This is a genomic window from Mycobacterium sp. GA-1285 (genome assembly GCF_001499905.1).
Taxonomy (GTDB): domain Bacteria; phylum Actinomycetota; class Actinomycetes; order Mycobacteriales; family Mycobacteriaceae; genus Mycobacterium.
The window spans coordinates 161,900-179,581 of record NZ_LQIS01000052.1 but is presented as its reverse complement, the minus strand read 5'-3'; the positions used below and the strand labels follow the sequence as shown (position 1 = coordinate 179,581).

Here is a 17,682-nt window from a genome sequence, read left to right as displayed (position 1 = left end):
CGCACACGCTAGCGTTTTGCCGTTCGCGGGAAGGGTGGGTGTCAGGGCGTGGATCTGTCGCTGGGAGCGCCGCGCCTCGCGCGCATCGATCCGTCGGGATCCCTTCGCGCCGGCCGGTTCGATGCGGCGCTGACGGCGGTGTTCGCGGTCGCGGTGTCGGCTTCAGGCGCGGCAAGGCCGTCGCTGTGGTTCGACGAGGCGGCCACGATCTCGGCCTCGACGCGGTCGATCCCCCAACTGTGGGGGCTGCTGCACAACATCGACGCGGTGCACGGCCTGTACTACCTGCTGATGCACGGGTGGTTCACGGTGTTCCCGGTCACCGAGTTCTTCTCCCGGCTGTCGAGTTGCCTCGCGGTCGGGCTGGCGGCCGGCGGCGTCGTCGTGCTGGCGCGCCGCTTCGCTTCCCGGACCACGGCCGTCTGCGCGGGCGTCGTGTTCGCGATTCTGCCCCGCGTCACGTGGGCGGGCATCGAGGCCAGGTCCTACGCGTTGACGGCGGCCGCGGCCGTCTGGCTGACCGTGTTGTTGTTGCTCGCTGTCCGCCGCAACTTCCGATGGCTGTGGGGCTGCTACGGGCTGGCGCTGGTGGGCTCGTCGCTGCTGAACGTCTTCGTCGTACTGATGGTGCTCGTGCACGCCGTGACGCTGGCCGCGGTGCCGGCTCGGCGAGCGGTCGTGCGCCGCTGGGTCGTGACGGTCGCAGTGGTGATCGCGGTCGTGGCGCCGTTTCTGGCGTTCAGCAGGACTCAGGTCGCCCAGGTGCGGTGGATCTCGCCGCCGGGCTGGCACACGGTCGCGGAAGTGTTGCGGGAGCAGTACTTCGACCACAGCTTGGCCTTCGCCATCTCAGCCGGGCTGGTGCTGGCTCTGCTCGGGATGCGACGGTTCCGGCCGACGGATGCGGGCGTCCGGTCACTGCTGACGATGAGCGCGGCGTGGATCGTGCTTCCGACCGCTGCGCTGCTGCTCTACTCCGTGTGGTCCGAACCCCTCTACTACCCGCGCTATCTGAGCTACACCTCACCGGCGATGGCGCTGCTGTTGGCGGTCGGGATCACCGCCATCGCCAGGACGCGCCAGACCGTCGCGGTGGTGCTGACGGTGCTGGCGGTGGCTGCGACCCCCAACTATTTGCTCGAACAGCGAGGCCCCTACGCCAAGGAAGACATGGACTTCAGCCAGGTGGCCGACGTCCTCACCGCGAACGCCTCCCCCGGTGACTGCCTGGTCCTCGACAACACCACCAACTGGGCGCCCGGCCCGATCCGCCCGTTGACGGCCGCGCGGCCCGAGGCGTACGCCGCCCTCGTCGACCCCGGACGCGGTCGCCGCGCGGCGGACCGAAACCGCTTGTGGGACGCCCATCTTGGCATCTGGGGCGTTGCTGACCGGCTTCGGTCCTGCGCCGTACTGTGGACGGTTTCACAACGCGACGTCACCGTCCCGGATCGCGAGAGTGGGCCCGCGCTGAATCCGGGACCGCGTCTTCGCCGTGCACCTGCGTACCGGGTACCGCAGTCGATGGGCTTCCGGATCGTCGAGCGCTGGCAGTTCAGCTTCGCCCAGGTCGTCAAGTCGACGCGCTAGGGCGTGACCGCGCCGCAACCGGGTAATCCTCCTTCATGCCCGCACGGCCAGACCGCACCGCCGCCCAGTTCGTGCCGGACACCCGGGATCTCGATGCTCTCGTCGAGGCCGCGCATGGTTGCAAGGGTTGTGATCTCTACCTCGATGCGACGCAGGTCGTGTTCGGTGGCGGTTCTCCCGGCGCGGAGATGATGCTGGTCGGCGAACAGCCCGGCGATCAGGAGGACAAGGCCGGAGCACCGTTCGTCGGACCCGCGGGCAAGCTGCTGGACAAGGCGCTGGTGCAGGCCGGTATCGACCGCGAACGGGTGTATGTGACGAATGCGGTCAAGCACTTCAAGTTCACATTGCCCGAACGCGGCAAGCGCCGGATCCACAAGACCCCCGGCCGCACCGAGGTGGTCGCGTGCCGGCCATGGCTGCTGGCGGAGCTGGACGTCATCAGGCCCGAGGTGCTGGTGCTGATGGGCGCGACCGCCGCACAGTCGCTGCTGGGCAGCAAGTTTCGGCTGACCGCCCACCGCGGCGAGGCGCTGGAACTCCCGGCCATCGACGAGCTCGACGTCGCGCCCGAAGTCGCGGTCACCGTGCATCCGTCGTCCGTGCTGCGTGGGCCACCGGAGGAGCGGGACCAAGCCTTCGACGCGCTGGTGTCCGATCTGCGGTTCGCCGACGGGCTGCGTGCGCACCGCTGACCGTTGTCACGTGGGAAGCGTTGATTGGCCCGTCCGAGTCACCCCGAGCGAGCATCGATGCCCCTGGCAAAGGGTCAGGCGAGCGGATGGCGGGATTCGAACCCGCGTAGACGGCTTTGCAGGCCGGTGCCTAGCCACTCAGCCACACCCGCAGCGAGTGTCATCTTTCCGGGACCACACGTACGGGCCCAGCGTTGGAATCGCCGTGATCGCTAACGCGGTTTGCCAGAAGGCTGTCGTCCGCTGCGCGTCGACGCGACCAGCCCCACTGCGGCCAACGCAGCGAACACCGCCAGTAGCCACCGCGCAGGTGTGGCATCGCCGCTGTCGGTCGTGTTCACCAGCACCCCGGCCAACCCCGCGCCGAAGGCGCCGGAGATCAGCTGGACGGTGTTGATCGCAGCAGCCGCGGTCGGCCCCTCCGACGGGTCGTCCACCCGGCTCATCGCCCACGCCGACAGATGCGGCCAGGCGATGCCCACCCCCGCGCCCGTCACGACCAGCGCTACCGCCCAGACCGCTACCACTGCGGGCCGCGCGTCGTCGCGCATGGTCACCGCCGCGAGGGCAAGGCCGGTGGCCATCACCGCGGGCGCGACAGCGACCGTGCGTCTGATCGCTCGTGGGTTGGTCATCGAGGCGCTGCCGATCTCGCCGACGGTCCACCCGAGCGCCAGGCCCGCACCCAGAAATCCCGCCGCAACGGGAGTGAGATCGGCCAACCGCTGACCGAACAGCGGAACATACATGTCCGCCATCGTTGCGGCCATCAACACAGCGAGGGTCAGGTAGATCCACTTCAGCGGTCCACGCCCAAAGGTGCTGGGCGGCAACACCGCAGCGGGTTGCCGCCGGTCGACGAACAGGAACACCGCCAGCAGACTGGCGCCGAGACCGAGCAGCGCGACCGTGGACCACACCCCGCGCGGGACACCGGCTGCGCTGACGGTCAACGCCGCGGCACCCAACAACATCAGGGAGCACAAGGGAATCGGCGTTCGCGGGGCATCGACGTCGGCGCTCGTGCGCCTGGGCAACGCCAACGGGACCAGCACACCGATGGCCGCGGTCAAGATGGCCAATGCGCCGAAAGCCCAACGCCACGAACCATATTGGGCGAACAGACCCCCGGCGGCGGGGCCGAGCAGCGTTCCCACGCCCCACATCGCCGACACCAACGCCGACGCCTTGGTCCACAACCATTCGGGCAACGCCGTATTGATCACCGCGTAGCCCAGCCCGGCCAGCAGCCCGCCCGCGAGCCCCTGCACCGTCCGGCCGACAAGCAGGGCCTGCATCGTGGGCGCCGCCGCACAGGCGAGGCTGCCCAGCCCGAATACGCTGAGCGCCGCCAGATACGACAACCGCGGTCCGATACGCATCAACGTCGAGTGCACGGTGGTTGCCGCGACCACCGAAGCGACCAGGTACACCGTCGTGACCCACGCGTACAGCCGGTGACCGCCGATATCGGCCACTGCGCTGGGCATCAGGCTGATGGTGAGGAACTCGTTGGTGGCGTACAGCGCGACCCCGCCGGCGAGAACGGTGCTGGCGCCGAGGTACCTCGGTCCCAACAAGTCTCGCCAGCGTCCAGCACTGGTCGTCGGCGCGGTGTCGGTCACGCCGGACACGCTACGAGCTCAACCTTCGTTCAGGTCAAGCGGCGACCTCAACCGGCAGGGGTGATGAGCCCGTAGTGGCCGTCGTAGCGGTGGTAGAGCACGCTGGCGCGACCTTGCGCCGCGTCGATGAAGAACATGAACGGCAGCCCAAGCAGTCCCATCCGCTCGGCGGCCTGCTCGACGGTGTGGCATGGCGGCGGGTGGGGGCTGATCGTCAGCGGCAGTTCGAACGGTGCCAGCTCTTCTTCCGAAGCCGGCTCCACCTGCGCCAGCCGGTATTCGGACGGACCGCTCTTGTACAAGACGCTGGCCATCCCGGTGCGCTCTTCGGTGAACAGGTGGAAGTCGTAGTCGAGCAGCTCCATCTCCATGGCCGCCTCGTCCACCGTGCACGGCGCGAGGGTGAACGACTTGCGCCGCACGATTCGGCGTTCGTCGGGCGCAAGCGCAAGGCGGTTGGGCCGATCCGTCGGTTCGGCATCGGCTTCGTCGGGAACCCGGATGGTTCGGCCGTCGCGTCGCGCCTGCCAGTGGTCGGCAGCGCGCCGGAGTCGACGTCGGAGGCGCTCCTCGAGTCGGTCGATCGCGTCTCGCGCGGTCTCACCCTCGGCCTCCGCCCGCACCAGCCGGCCGTTCAGGTCGAGGTTGCCTTGGGCCAGGACCGGACGCTCCGTGTCCGGATCCCCGTGGCGGGTCAGTTTGACGTGGGCGTGCGCCAACGGGCGGTGGACGAACCGGGCCAAATCGGCGATCTCGGTCCGCGCGTATTCGGCGGCACCCGGCAGGTCACCGCGTGTGGTGACGTCGACGTGGACTGTGGGCGCGATATCGGTTCTGTCACTCATACTTTCGTTTGTACCCGAGGCCGGAGAAGGGTACTAGGGCCGAAGGTCCTGGAGGTGTTCGTCCGGCTATTTCAGGCCCGCGGCGTCCATGCCGCGCAGTTCCTTCTTCAGGTCCTGGATCTCGTCGCGGATGCGCGCGGCCAACTCGAACTGCAGATCTCGTGCTGCGGCCATCATCTGTTCGGTCAGGTCCTTGATCAGATCGGCCAACTCGGCGCGCGGCATGTTCGAGGTGTCACGGCCCTCGATGATGCCGGCGCTGACCGCCCGGCCGGGCTCACCCTGGGCCCGGCGTCCCCGCGATGCGTTGCGCCCCGAGCCACCGACCTCGACATCGTCGGCTTCGCGGTACACCTGGTCGAGGATGTCGGCGATCTTCTTGCGCAACGGTTTTGGATCGATCCCGTTCGCCTCGTTGTAGGCGATCTGCTTGGCACGCCGCCGCTCGGTCTCGTCGATGGCTTCGCGCATCGATTCGGTGATGTTGTCGGCGTACATGTGGACCTCGCCCGACACGTTGCGCGCCGCGCGGCCGATCGTCTGGATAAGACTGCGGGTCGAGCGGAGGAACCCTTCCTTGTCGGCGTCGAGGATCGCGACCAGCGACACCTCCGGCAGGTCGAGGCCCTCGCGGAGCAGGTTGATCCCGACCAGGACGTCGTAGTCCCCCAGCCGCAGTTGGCGCAGCAGTTCGACGCGCCGCAACGTGTCCACCTCGGAGTGCAGGTAACGAACCCGGATCCCCATCTCGAGGAGATAGTCGGTGAGGTCCTCGGCCATCTTCTTGGTCAGCGTGGTGACCAAGACCCGCTCGTCGCGCTCGGTGCGCGTGCGGATCTCGCCGATCAGGTCGTCGATCTGCCCCTTCGTCGGCTTCACGACTACCTTGGGATCCACCAAACCTGTTGGGCGGATGACCTGTTCGACGAACTCCCCGCCGGACTGGCTGAGTTCGTACGGTCCGGGCGTGGCCGACAGGTACACCGTCTGCCCGATCCGGTCGGCGAACTCCTCCCAGGTGAGTGGGCGGTTGTCGACCGCCGAGGGCAGCCGGAACCCGAAGTCGACGAGGTTGCGTTTGCGCGACATGTCGCCTTCGTACATGCCCCCGATCTGCGGCACCGTCACGTGGGATTCGTCGATGACCAGCAGGAAGTCCTCGGGGAAGTAATCCAGCAGCGTGGCGGGGGCCGAACCCGGCGGCCTGGCGTCGATGTGCCGCGAGTAGTTCTCGATGCCCGAGCAGAAGCCGACCTGGCGCATCATCTCGATGTCGTAGTTGGTGCGCATCCGCAGCCGCTGCGCCTCCAGCAGCTTGCCCTGCCCCTCCAGTTCGGCCAGCCGCTCCTCGAGCTCCTGTTCAATGGTCGAGATCGCATGCGCCATGCGCTCGGGGCCCGCGACATAGTGGGTGGCGGGGAAGATCCGCAGTGAGTCGACCTTGCGGACGACGTCACCGGTCAACGGGTGCAGGTAGTAGAGCTCCTCGATCTCGTCGCCGAAGAACTCGATGCGGACCGCCAACTCCTCGTAGCTGGGGATGATCTCGACGGTGTCCCCGCGCACCCGGAACGAACCGCGCGTGAACGCCATGTCGTTGCGCGTGTACTGGACGTCGACGAGCAACCGCAGCAGCGAGTCGCGCGGCACCTCGTCGCCGATCTTGAGCTCGACGCTGCGATCCAGATACGACTGCGGCGTGCCCAGACCGTAGATGCAGGACACCGAGGCGACCACGACCACGTCGCGGCGCGACAGCAGGCTCGACGTCGCCGAGTGCCGCAGCCGCTCGACGTCGTCGTTGATCGAGCTGTCCTTCTCGATGTAGGTGTCCGTCTGGGCGATGTACGCTTCGGGCTGGTAGTAGTCGTAGTACGAGACGAAGTACTCGACGGCGTTGTGCGGCAACATCTCCCGCAGTTCGTTGGCCATCTGAGCGGCGAGCGTCTTGTTCGGCTCCATCACCAGCGTCGGCCGCTGGACCCGCTCGATGAGCCACGCCGTCGTCGCCGACTTGCCGGTGCCGGTGGCGCCCAGCAGCACCACATCGTGCTCCCCCGCCTTGATCCGGCGCTCCAGCTCGTCGATAGCGGCCGGCTGGTCACCCGCCGGTGCGTAGGGGCTGACCACCTCGAAGCGGTTGCCGGTGCGCACGATCGCATCGACGGGCCGATACTCCGAGTGCGCGAGCACGGGATGTTCAGTAGCGAAAGCCATAATCACTCAGGGTAAGCGCGTGCTCTGACAAGTTCATTCCCGTTCCAGCCCTATCCTGTTCTCATCCACGCTCCCAAACACGAGACGTTCGACCTCGTCGCCCGCACCAACACCGATCCGAAGGGCATCGTGCGGGCGGTCGACGTCTATACGGTTCAGCCCTGGGGTTTGTACATGGCCCGACCCACCCCGGGTCGAGCGCAGTTCCACTATCTGGAGTCCTGGCTGCTGCCATCGCTGCGACTGCGCGCGACGGTGTTCCACTTCAACGCAGGTCACGAGCTCGACCAGGACTATTACCTGGACGTCGGCCACTACACACCGGGCCCCGATGTCTGGCACGCCGAAGACCACTACCTCGACGTGGCGGTCCGCACCGGTCGGGGCGTCGAACTGCACGACGTCGACGAACTGCTCACCGCGGTACGGCACAACCTGCTGGCGCCCCAGACCGGCGAGCAGGCGGTGCGAACCGCGGTCGCCGCGATCGACGGACTGTCCCGCCACGACTACGACCTCAACCGGTGGCTGGCGACGCAGGGCATGTCGCTCACCTGGCGCGGCGCGTGACGTTTCGACGCCGGATATCGATCTTGATCCCGGTGACCGCCCGTGCGAATTCATCCGCCCAGGTACGGGCGGTATTGTCTCCTCCCATGAGTTTCAGAGGCCGCATTCGGACCGCGGGCGTGACGGCGGCGGCCCTGCTCGTGGGCTCGGTCCTGTTCCCGGGCGGCGCCGCGGCCCAGCCCAGCGCCCCGACCGAGGTGGCGCCTGCGCCGCCGTCGCCCGACGTTCTGCACAACGTCATCTACCGCGCACGTGCGGACGGCACATCCCGCGGGGCGGTGGTCGCGTACAAGATGGACGACCACAACGTCAACAGCGCGCAGCCCACGCTGCTGCCCGGTCAGACGTTCGAGGTCAACGCGGTGCTCGCCGACCCCCAGCTGGCGGGCATGGAGGTCTCCATCGAATGGCCGTACGGGTCCAACCTGCACTGCGAGATCGTCGTCGACGACCAGATCGTGGCAAAGGCCGATCAGTTCATCGCGCCGCGGTTGCTCCGGCCGAAGGACGACCCGATGTACGGGGTGCTGCAATGCGGGGCCCCGTTGAACCTGCCGATCGATGGGGCAACCCCGACGCCCGAGGTCGGCACACCACCGCCGCCCCAGGCTTGAGGAGTTACGGCCGCCACCCGGTGGCGTCGGCCCATTCCCAAGCGCGCCGGTAGGCGTCGAGGAACCACGGCTCCTTCGCATCGGCGTAGGAGCCTGTGTCGGTGTGCCCCTCCCCGGCGACCCGCCGCTTCATCGAGACGTAATCGGCCTGGACGCCGGGGTTGGCGCGCATCCAGTCGACGAACAGCAGCGCGAACTGCTGGCCCGGCCATCCGTCGACACGGATGTGAACATTGGTCGGCCGCCCGGGATCGGCCGAGCAGTGAATACGCTTGTGCCACAACGCCTCATCGTTCGAGTGATCGAACTCGGCGATCGTGCTGCGGGCGTCGGGCTTACCGACATCGGCGGTGATCGGTCCGCGCACGTACCCCGCAGCGGTCAGCGCGTCATCCAGTTCGTCGGCAACCGCAAGCGACGCGACCGTCACCTGGACGTCGATCACGTCCTTGGCGTCCATCCCCGGCACCGCCGTGGAGCCGATGTGGTCGACGCGGACGGCGCGGTGCCCGCAGGCGGTGTTCAGTCGCGCCACGACGCGCCGCGCCTGATCGGGCCAGGTCGGGTCGTAGGGCACCGGGACCGGGTTCGAGGACGCGGGCCGCTTGTCGTGCAGGTTGTGCGCGAAGGGCAGGATGCGCTCGTGCCACAGCGCCCGGGCCTTCTCGACCAGTTCACCGGCCGCGCCGGAATTGTCGAGCCAGACGTCGGCGACGGCGCGGCGCTGTTCCTCGGTGGCTTGGGCGGCGATCCGCGCCCGAGCGTCTTCTTCGGTGAAGCCCCGGTACTCGATCAGCCGCTTGACTCGCAACTCCTCATCGGCGTGAACGATGAGCACCAACGGAAACATCGGCGCCATACCGGATTCCACGAGCAGCGGGATGTCCTCGATGATCACGGCGTCGTCGGCCGCAGCCGCGATGAGTTCGGACCGGCGGTGTGCCACCAGGGGATGCACGATCCCGTTGAGCGTTTGACGCTTCTCCTCGTCGCTGAACGCGATTGCGGCGAGCGCAGGGCGGTTCAATGCGCCGGCCTGGGGTCCGCTGCCGAGCAGGATCTCCCTGCCGAACGCGTCGACGAGTTTGGCCAACCCCTCTGTGCCCGGTTCGACGACCTCCCGTGCTATCACGTCGCCGTCGACGACGATCCCTCCCAGTTCACTGAACGTCGAAGACACCGTGGATTTTCCGGCGCCGATACCGCCGGACAGCCCAATGCGCAGCATGGCACCAGTGTCTCAGGGCCGCTCGACGACGAAGGCCCCGGCTCGGTGAGCCGGGGCCTTCGGTCGTCACGAATCAGGCGTTGCCCGCAAGCTTCTCACGCAGCGCCGCCAGCTGGGCGTCGCTGGCCAGCGAGCCTCCCGCCGACTGCTCCTCGCCGCGCGTAGCGCCGTTGGACCTGGAACCGGACGCCTCGACAGCGTCTGCGTCAGCCGCGGCGAACTTCTCCATCTGCGCGGTGTGCATCTTGTGCCGTCGCTCGGCCTCGGCGTACCGGGACTCCCACTCCTCACGCTGCTTCTCGAAACCCTCGAGCCACTCGTTGGTCTCGGAGTCGAAGCCCTCGGGGAAGATGTAGTTGCCCTGCTCGTCGTAGCTGTCGGCCATGCCGTACTTCGACGGGTCGAACTCCTCGGTGTAATCCTCGTTGGCCTGCTTGAGGCTCAGCGAGATGCGGCGACGCTCGAGATCGATGTCGATGACCTTGACCATCGCGTCGTCACCGACCTGCACCACCTGATCCGGGACCTCGACGTGGCGCTCGGACAGCTCGGAGATGTGCACCAGGCCCTCGATGCCCTCCTCGACGCGGACGAACGCACCGAACGGCACCAGCTTGGTGACCTTGCCCGGCACGATCTGACCGATCGCATGCGTGCGGGCGAAGTGGCGCCACGGGTCTTCCTGGGTTGCCTTGAGCGACAACGAAACCCGCTCGCGGTCCATATCGACGTCGAGCACCTCGACGGTGACCTCGTCGCCCACCTGAACCACCTCGGACGGGTGGTCGATGTGCTTCCAGGACAGCTCCGAGACGTGCACCAGGCCGTCGACGCCGCCGAGATCGACGAACGCACCGAAGTTGACGATGCTGCTGACGACGCCCTTGCGGATCGCGCCCTTCTGCAGTTGGTTGAGGAACTCGCTGCGGACCTCGGACTGGGTCTGCTCGAGCCACGCCCGGCGACTCAGCACGACGTTGTTGCGGTTCTTGTCGAGCTCGATGATCTTGGCTTCGATCTCCTTGCCGATGTACGGCTGCAGATCGCGGACGCGACGCATCTCGACCAGCGACGCGGGCAGGAAGCCGCGCAGGCCGATGTCGAGGATCAGGCCGCCCTTGACGACCTCGATGACGGTGCCCTTGACGGCCTCGTCCTTCTCCTTGAGCTCTTCGATGGTGCCCCAGGCCCGCTCGTACTGAGCGCGCTTCTTGGACAGGATCAGGCGGCCTTCCTTGTCCTCCTTGGTGAGGACCAGAGCTTCGACCTCATCGCCGACGGAGACGACCTCGTTGGGGTCGACGTCGTGCTTGATGGAGAGCTCACGGGAAGGGATGACGCCTTCGGTCTTGTAACCGATGTCGAGCAGGACCTCGTCGCGGTCAACCTTGACGATCGTCCCTTCGACGATGTCGCCATCGTTGAAGTACTTGATGGTCTTGTCGATGGCGGCGAGAAAGTCCTCGCTCGAGCCGATGTCGTTGACGGCTACTTGTGGCGAGGTGACGGAGGGACTTGGCATGTGGTGGGTTGCTCCGGACAGGTTTGATCGTAGGGACTTAGGACATTCGAGTTAAAGGTGTTACCCGCCGCAGAAGATGACGAAAACCACAGACAGGTACCCCGTAGAGGCTACTCGACTGGCCGCATGCTGGACAAACTCGGTCCCCCCGGGCCGCTAGTCTGCTCTGGTGTTACATCCCGGTGCCCCGCACCACCCCTGGCTGCCTGCACCGCCGTTCCAACGCAAGGTCCGCAAAGTCGGGGCGCCGCTGGCGGTGCTCATCCTGCTCGCCACCGTGGTCGGGCTCATCGTCATCGGGCTGACCGCGCTCAATCCGCTCGGGGCCGGGATCGGGCTGGTCCTCTCGAGCCTGGTCATGGTCGTCGTGGTGTTGGCCTATGTCTGGCTGGACCGATTCGAGCCTGAACCGCCGCGGTTGTTGGCCTTCGCGTTCCTGTGGGGTGCCTCGGTCGCGGTCGTGTTGTCGGTGATATTGGGGCTCTACCTCGAATCGTTGATCGTGACGGGTGACTCCGACGGGGTCAGCGCGGTGTCGGTAGTGGTCATCGCGCCGGTCATCGAGGAAGCGGCCAAGGGTACGTTCCTGCTGGTCATGATGACCGGCCGGCGTCGCAGGGAGCTGAACTCGCTGACCGACTGCCTGGTCTACGCCGGGTTGGTGGGCGCCGGATTCGCCTGGCTGGAGGACATCCTGTACATCGCCAGCGGCGAGTCGCTAGGCGACTCTCTACTGACGGCTGCGTTACGACTGGTCATGGCCCCGTTCGCGCATTCGCTGTTCACCACGTTCTTCGGCATCGGCGTCTACTTCGCGCTGCACCGCCGCGACGCATCCGCCAAGGCCGGCTCTCTTGTGCTGGGTTACCTTGCGGCGGTCTTCACCCACGGCCTGTGGAACGGTTCGTCGCTGCTGGGCGTCGGCTGGTATTTCGGGGTCTACCTGTACTGGATGATGCCGCTGTTCGCGTTGGCGATCGTGCTCGGCGTGCAGAGTCGCCGTCGCGAGCAGGCGATCGTGGCCAGCAAGCTGCCCGGCATGGTGCGCGCCGGCCTGGTCACGCCCGCGGAGGCCTCGTGGCTGGGCTCGCTGCGGCTCCGCAAGCTGGCGCTCGCCCAGGCTGCCCGGCACGGTGGGCGCCCCGCCCGCAAGGCGGTGAAGCGGTTCGCGGCCCAGGTCGTCGAGCTGGCGTTCGTGCGCGACCGCATCGACCGCGGGTTCAGCGACCCGCGGGTGCAGGCGATGCTCGTCGAGGAGACCTACGCGCTCTACGCTGCCCGCGCGGCCGCCCCGGTCCTGCACGCGTTGGCCGGGTACCACCCGACCGGCTAGTGAGCCGCGGCGTCCCAGCTGCGGCCGTAGCCGACCGACACCTCGAGCGGCACGTCGAGGGGGTAGGCGTTACCCATCTGTTCGCGGACCAGGGCCTCGACGGTCTCCCGCTCCCCTTCGGCGACCTCGAAGAGCAGTTCGTCGTGCACCTGTAACAGCATCCGGGACTGGAGGCCGGCGTCCTTGAGTGCCTTGTCGACGTTGATCATCGCGACCTTGATGATGTCGGCCGCGCTGCCCTGGATCGGCGCGTTGAGCGCTGCACGCTCGGCGGCCTCGCGGACGTTGCGGTTGCTGCTGTCCAGCTCCGGCAGATAGCGCCGCCTGCCGAACACGGTCGAGGTGTAGCCGTCCTTGCGTGCCTGGTCGACCACGTTGCGCAGGTAGTCGCGCACCCCGCCGAACCGGTCGAAGTACTGCTCCATCTGCACCTTGGCTTCTTCGGTGGAGATCTTGAGCTGGGCGGCCAGCCCGTAGGCGCTCAGGCCGTAGGCCAGCCCGTACGACATCGCCTTGACGCGGCGTCGCAGTTCGGCATTGACCTCGTCGATCGGCACCGAGAACGCCCGTGACGCCACGAAGGAGTGGAGGTCCTCGCCGGTATTGAATGCCTCGATCAGACCTTCGTCCTTGGACAGGTGCGCCATGATGCGCATCTCGATCTGGCTGTAGTCCGCGGTCATCAGCTCGGCGTAACCCTTGCCCACCACGAAGGCGTCGCGGATCCGGCGGCCGGCGTCGGTGCGGATCGGGATGTTCTGCAGGTTGGGCTCCGTCGACGACAACCGGCCGGTGGCCGCGATCGTCTGGTTGAAGGTGGTGTGGATGCGACCGTCGGACGCCACCGAATTGAGCAGCCCGTCGACGGTGACCTTCAGCCGGGTGGCGTCGCGGTGGGCCAGCAGATGCTGCAGGAACGGGTGGCCGGTCTTGTCGAACAGCGACTGCAGGGCGTCCGCATCCGTCGTGTAGCCGGTTTTGGTGCGTTTGGTCTTGGGCATCTCAAGCTCGTCGAACAGCACCACCTGCAGCTGCTTCGGCGAGCCGAGGTTGATCTGCTTGCCGATCACCGCGTACGCCGCCTCGGCCGCGTCGCGGATCTGGTCGGCGAACTCGCTCTGCAGCCGGCCGAGCTGCTCGAGGTCCACCGCGATGCCCGCGGTCTCCATCTCGGCCAGCACGCGCTGCACCGGCAACTCCATGTTGTTGAGCAGGGCCAGCGAATCGATGCGGGCCAATTCCTCGTCGAGCGCGTCGGCGAGGTCCATCACGGCGCTGGCCCGCAGTATCACGGTCTGCACGGCCTGGTCATCCACGCCGTCACTGTCGTCGAGCAGCGAGAGCTGTTGTTGCTCAGGGTTTTCCGCGCGCAGTTCGCGCTTCAGGTAGCGCAGCGAAAGATCGTCGAGCGTGAAGCTGCGCTGCCCGGGGCGGACCAGGTACGCGGCGAGCGCGGTGTCGGAGGTGACACCCGCGAGTCTCCATCCGCGGCCCTCGAGGTCGTGCATCGCCAGCTTGGCCTCGTGAAGCGCCTTCGGCGGACCGGGGTCGGCGAGCCAGGAGGCCAGGGCGGCCTCGTCGTCGGCGGTCAACGTGGCGGTGTCGATGTAGCGCCCGTCGCCGTCTGCGGCGACGATGCCCAACGCCGTCGCGTCGGCGTCGAAGGCCAGGTGCGTGCCGACGACGGCCAGCCCGAACCGCTTGCCCGAGCTGTGCTCGGCCAGCCATGCGGCGAGCTCCCCCGGTTCGAGTGCCCGCCCACGGACGTCGAAGCCCTGGTCGACCTCGGGGTCGGCCGAGGCCAGCGTCTCGAACAGCCGATCGCGCAGGACGCGGAACTCGAGGTCGTCGAACAGCCGGTGGATCTGGTCGCGGTCCCACGCCTGCATGCGCAGGGTGTCGGGGGTTTGCGGCAGCGGGACGTCCCTGACGAGGTCGGTCAGTTCCCGGTTGAGGACGACGCTGGACAGGTTGGCCCGCAACGCGTCGCCGACCTTGCCCTTCACAGTGTCGACGTTGTCGACCAACGCCTGTAGCGAACCGAACTCCGCGATCCACTTGGTCGCGGTCTTCTCACCGACGCCGGGGATGCCGGGCAGGTTGTCGCTGGGGTCGCCGCGAAGCGCCGCGAAGTCGGGGTATTGCTGTGGGGTCAGGCCGTACTTCTCCAGCACCGCCTCCGGCGTGAACCGGGTCAGCTCGCTGACCCCCTTCCGCGGGTACAGCACGGTGACGTCATCGCTGACCAACTGCAGCGAGTCACGGTCACCGCTGACCACCAGCACGCGATAGCCGTTCTGTTCGGCCTGCGTCGCCAGCGTCGCGATGATGTCGTCAGCCTCGAAGCCTGGTTCGGCGAGCACCGTGATGCCCAGCGCGCCAAGCACCTCCTTGGTGATGTCGATCTGGCCGCGGAACTCATCGGGGGTCGACGAGCGGCCCGCTTTGTACTCGGGGTACTTGTCCACGCGAAACGTCTGGCGCGACACGTCGAACGCAGCGGCGATGTGGCTCGGTTGCTCGTCGCGCAGCAGGTTGATCAGCATGGCGGTGAACCCGTACACCGCGTTGGTGGTGAGCCCGCCCTGCGTCTTGAAGTTTTCAGCGGGCAGTGCGTAAAACGCCCGATACGCCAGCGAATTGCCGTCGAGCAACATCAATGTCGGCTTCTGGTCAATCGGCTGGGTTGCCGTCTTCTTGCCGGTTGTGGTGGCAGGGCTCACGGCCCTAACTCTAGGCACCGGCGCCGACATCGACCCCACCGCGCACCTCCGTACGTGGCCCCGCGAATGTGCGGTTCCATCCGCGACGCGCCGGAGCGGTCGAATGATTTCGCACACTCACGACGCGAAGACCGTTCCTCCCGCTGAACTGGAACACGTTTCAGTTCTGCCGTGTGACTCGGTAGGCTGAGCGGGTGTCAGCGTCCACTCAGCCCGCGATCGACGGTTGGTTCGCCACCGACGGGTCCGGAGAGCAGTATCTGATCGGCGGCAAGTGCCACCAGTGCGGCACGTATGTGTTCCCGCCGCGCGCCAACAACTGTCCCAATCCCGCTTGCGACGGTGACGAGCTGGCGCAGGTGCCGCTGTCGCGGCGCGGGACGCTGTGGAGCTACACCGAGAACCGTTACGCTCCCCCACCGCCCTACCCGGCGCCGGATCCCTTCGAGCCCTTCGCCGTTGCCGCGGTCCAGCTCGCCGACGAGGGGCTGATCGTGCTCGGCAAGGTCGTCGAGGGCACCTTGGCCGCCGACCTGAAGGTCGGCATGGAGATGGAACTGACCACGATGCCGTTGTTCGTCGACGACGAGGGTGTCGAACGGATCGTCTACGCGTGGAAGGTGGCGGAATGAGCACTGGAACACCGGCACCGCTCTACATCCTCGGTGCCGGCATGCACCCTTGGGGGAAATGGGGCCGCGACTTCACCGAATACGGCGTCGTGGCCGCGCGGGCCGCGCTGGCCGAGGCGGGTCTGGATTGGCGTCAGATCCAGCTCGTCGCGGGAGCCGACACGATCCGCAACGGTTACCCCGGATTCGTGGCCGGCTCGACGTTCGCGCAGAAGCTCGGCTGGAACGGTGTGCCCGTGTCGTCGAGCTACGCCGCGTGCGCCAGCGGCTCCCAGGCGCTGCAGAGTGCCCGCGCGCACATCCTCGCGGGGTTTTGCGATGTGGCGCTCGTAATCGGCGCCGACACCACGCCGAAGGGCTTCTTCGCCCCGGTCGGCGGCGAGCGCAAGAACGACCCCGACTGGCAGCGCTTCCACCTGATCGGCGCGACCAACACCGTCTATTTCGCCCTGCTGGCGCGCCGTCGCATGGACCTCTACGGGGCCACGCTGGAGGATTTCGCCGCGGTGAAGGTGAAAAACGCCAAGCACGGGTTGGACAACCCCAATGCGCGCTACCGCAAGGAAGCCACGATCGAGGACGTGCTCGCCAGCCCGGTGGTCTCCGATCCGCTTCGGCTGCTTGACATCTGCGCGACGTCGGACGGCGCGGCCGCGCTGGTGGTGGCCAGCAAGTCGTTCACCGAGAAGCATCTCGGCTCCGTCGAGGGGGTTCCGTCGGTGCGGGCGATCAGCACGGTGACACCGCAGTACCCGCAGCATCTGCCCGAATTGCCGGACATCGCAACGGATTCCACGGCGGTGGTGGATGCGCCCGAGCGGGTGTTCAAGGATCAGATTCTCGACGCCGCCTACGCCGAAGCGGGCATCGGACCGGAAGACCTCAGCCTCGCCGAGGTGTATGACCTGTCCACGGCGCTCGAACTCGACTGGTACGAGCATCTCGGTTTGTGCCCGAAGGGTGAGGCCGAACAACTGTTGCGTAGCGGTGCGACGGCGATCGGCGGGACGATCCCGGTCAACCCGTCCGGAGGCCTGGCGTGCTTCGGCGAAGCCATTCCGGCACAAGCCATCGCGCAGGTGTGCGAGCTGACCTGGCAGCTGAAGGGGCAGGCAACCGGCCGCCAGGTCGAGGGCGCGACGGTGGGAGTCACCGCCAACCAGGGCCTGTTCGGGCACGGCTCGTCCGTGATTGTTGCTCGCTAGGCAGTTCGAACCGTACGGCCCCTCCTACTGGGGCGCCATCGCGGTGTTCACGGTCGGCGCTGTCGTCCTGGTGTGGACGGGTCGCAGACAGACGGACGCGCGGGCCGAACGGCTGAGCCGCGGCCTCGGCGGGCTGACCGCGGTGATCTACGGCGCGATCCTGGTCTACAACCTGGTGCCCCCGACGCTGGCCGGGTCGGTGCCACTTCAGCTCACCGACCTCGCGACCGTCGTCGCGGCCTACGCGCTGTGGACTCGACGGCAGTGGGCTTACGCGCTCACCTATTACTGGGGTTTGGTGCTGAGTGTCCAGGCGTTGATCTCACCGGTATTGCGGGGCCCCGACTTTCCGCATTACCGGTTCCTCGCGTTCTATGCCATCCACCTGCTCGTGGTGTGGGTGGCGATCTATCTGACGTGGGGCCGCGGCATGCGGCCCGACTGGCGCGACTATCGGCTGGCGGTGGCGGTCACCAGCGTGTGGGCCGTCATCACCGTGGTGTTCAACAGGATCGCCGACACCAATTACGGCTTCACGAACTACAAGCCGGACACCGCGTCGGCGTTGGACATCCTGGGGCCGTGGCCGGTGTACATCGTCAGCACCGCGGCCCTGGTCTTCGCCGTGTGGGCGTTGATGACATGGCCGTGGACGCGGCGATGATCGTCGTCGTGCGGGTCAAGCCCGGCAGCGCGAAAGGTCCGCTGGTGGAGGTCGACGACGCCGGCGAGCTGACGGTGTACGTGCGTGAGCGGGCCGTCGAGGGCAAGGCCACCAAGGCCGTCGTCAGGCTCCTCGCGACGCATTTCGGAGTGCCGCCCTCGCGGATCGGATTGGTATCCGGCACGACGTCGCGCGTCAAGCGCTTCGAGATCACCTAGG

The 17,682-nt window shown here is 67.3% G+C and carries 15 protein-coding genes and 1 tRNA gene; 9 read left to right on the top strand and 7 right to left on the bottom strand.

The features are described from left to right. The first annotated feature begins 48 nt into the window (after positions 1–48). The gene (locus AU193_RS19550) at positions 49–1,590 is read left to right on the top strand and encodes a hypothetical protein (protein WP_253867950.1); all 1,542 of its coding nucleotides are present in this window, start codon (positions 49–51) and stop codon (positions 1,588–1,590) included. A gap of 35 nt (positions 1,591–1,625) precedes the next feature. Then, entirely contained in the window at positions 1,626–2,285 is a 660-nt protein-coding gene (locus tag AU193_RS19545; RefSeq protein WP_064424014.1) for a UdgX family uracil-DNA binding protein, read from the top strand. Between the two features lie 81 nt (positions 2,286–2,366). On the opposite strand, the gene AU193_RS19540 is transcribed toward AU193_RS19545, so the two are convergent. From AU193_RS19540 to uvrB, 4 genes are all read right to left on the bottom strand, one after another. Further along, a tRNA-Cys gene (locus AU193_RS19540) sits at positions 2,367–2,437 on the bottom strand. Between the two features lie 60 nt (positions 2,438–2,497). Next, a complete protein-coding gene (locus AU193_RS19535) occupies positions 2,498–3,910 on the bottom strand; it encodes an MFS transporter (protein ID WP_064424013.1) in 1,413 nt (470 codons plus the stop codon). A 47-nt stretch (positions 3,911–3,957) separates the two neighbouring features. Further along, positions 3,958–4,755 carry a sigma 54 modulation/S30EA ribosomal C-terminal domain-containing protein gene (locus tag AU193_RS19530; RefSeq protein WP_064424012.1) on the bottom strand — a complete coding sequence of 266 codons (798 nt, stop codon included), beginning with the start codon at positions 4,753–4,755 and terminating at the stop codon, positions 3,958–3,960. 66 nt (positions 4,756–4,821) lie between these two features. After that, a complete protein-coding gene (gene uvrB / locus AU193_RS19525) occupies positions 4,822–6,972 on the bottom strand; it encodes an excinuclease ABC subunit UvrB (RefSeq protein WP_064424011.1) in 2,151 nt (716 codons plus the stop codon). A 129-nt stretch (positions 6,973–7,101) separates the two neighbouring features. Here uvrB and AU193_RS19520 point away from each other — a divergent pair, with 129 nt between their 5' ends. After that, on the top strand, positions 7,102–7,542 hold the full coding sequence (locus tag AU193_RS19520; protein ID WP_064424010.1) for a DUF402 domain-containing protein: 441 nt from the start codon (positions 7,102–7,104) through the stop codon (positions 7,540–7,542). A gap of 86 nt (positions 7,543–7,628) precedes the next feature. Beyond that, positions 7,629–8,156, top strand: a complete 528-nt coding sequence (locus tag AU193_RS19515) for a hypothetical protein (protein WP_064424009.1) — start codon at positions 7,629–7,631, stop codon at positions 8,154–8,156. 4 nt (positions 8,157–8,160) lie between these two features. Here the strand turns inward: AU193_RS19515 and coaE are convergent, their stop codons facing one another. Together coaE and rpsA are read right to left on the bottom strand one after the other, a co-directional pair. Next, positions 8,161–9,384, bottom strand: a complete 1,224-nt coding sequence (coaE, locus tag AU193_RS19510) for a dephospho-CoA kinase (RefSeq protein ID WP_064424008.1) — start codon at positions 9,382–9,384, stop codon at positions 8,161–8,163. A gap of 73 nt (positions 9,385–9,457) precedes the next feature. Further along, positions 9,458–10,906 (bottom strand): 30S ribosomal protein S1, encoded by a 1,449-nt coding sequence (gene rpsA, locus AU193_RS19505; RefSeq protein WP_064424007.1) that lies wholly within the window; start codon positions 10,904–10,906, stop codon positions 9,458–9,460. Between the two features lie 169 nt (positions 10,907–11,075). Here rpsA and AU193_RS19500 point away from each other — a divergent pair, with 169 nt between their 5' ends. Continuing rightward, positions 11,076–12,239, top strand: coding sequence for a PrsW family intramembrane metalloprotease (locus AU193_RS19500; RefSeq protein WP_064424006.1), 1,164 nt, complete (start codon positions 11,076–11,078; stop codon positions 12,237–12,239). Here the strand turns inward: AU193_RS19500 and polA are convergent. Beyond that, complete coding sequence (polA, locus tag AU193_RS19495) at positions 12,236–14,896, bottom strand: DNA polymerase I (RefSeq protein ID WP_172798367.1); 2,661 nt, start codon at positions 14,894–14,896, stop codon at positions 12,236–12,238. The two genes, AU193_RS19500 and polA, sit on opposite strands and share 4 nt — an antisense overlap. 260 nt (positions 14,897–15,156) lie before the next feature. On the opposite strand from polA, the gene AU193_RS19490 reads away from it, so the two are divergent. Genes AU193_RS19490 through AU193_RS19475 form a run of 4 tightly spaced genes read left to right on the top strand, consistent with a single transcriptional unit; the run spans position 15,157 to position 17,681 of the window. Continuing rightward, positions 15,157–15,594 carry a Zn-ribbon domain-containing OB-fold protein gene (locus AU193_RS19490; RefSeq protein ID WP_064424004.1) on the top strand — a complete coding sequence of 146 codons (438 nt, stop codon included), beginning with the start codon at positions 15,157–15,159 and terminating at the stop codon, positions 15,592–15,594. After that, the gene (locus AU193_RS19485; RefSeq protein ID WP_064424003.1) at positions 15,591–16,799 is read left to right on the top strand and encodes a lipid-transfer protein; all 1,209 of its coding nucleotides are present in this window, start codon (positions 15,591–15,593) and stop codon (positions 16,797–16,799) included. Before AU193_RS19490 ends, AU193_RS19485 begins: the two co-directional genes overlap by 4 nt. Beyond that, positions 16,789–17,463 (top strand): TIGR02206 family membrane protein, encoded by a 675-nt coding sequence (locus tag AU193_RS19480; RefSeq protein ID WP_064424002.1) that lies wholly within the window; start codon positions 16,789–16,791, stop codon positions 17,461–17,463. Before AU193_RS19485 ends, AU193_RS19480 begins: the two co-directional genes overlap by 11 nt. Next, on the top strand, positions 17,460–17,681 hold the full coding sequence (locus AU193_RS19475; protein ID WP_064424071.1) for a DUF167 domain-containing protein: 222 nt from the start codon (positions 17,460–17,462) through the stop codon (positions 17,679–17,681). The genes AU193_RS19480 and AU193_RS19475 overlap by 4 nt, the downstream gene beginning before the upstream one ends. Position 17,682: the final 1 nt, after the last annotated feature.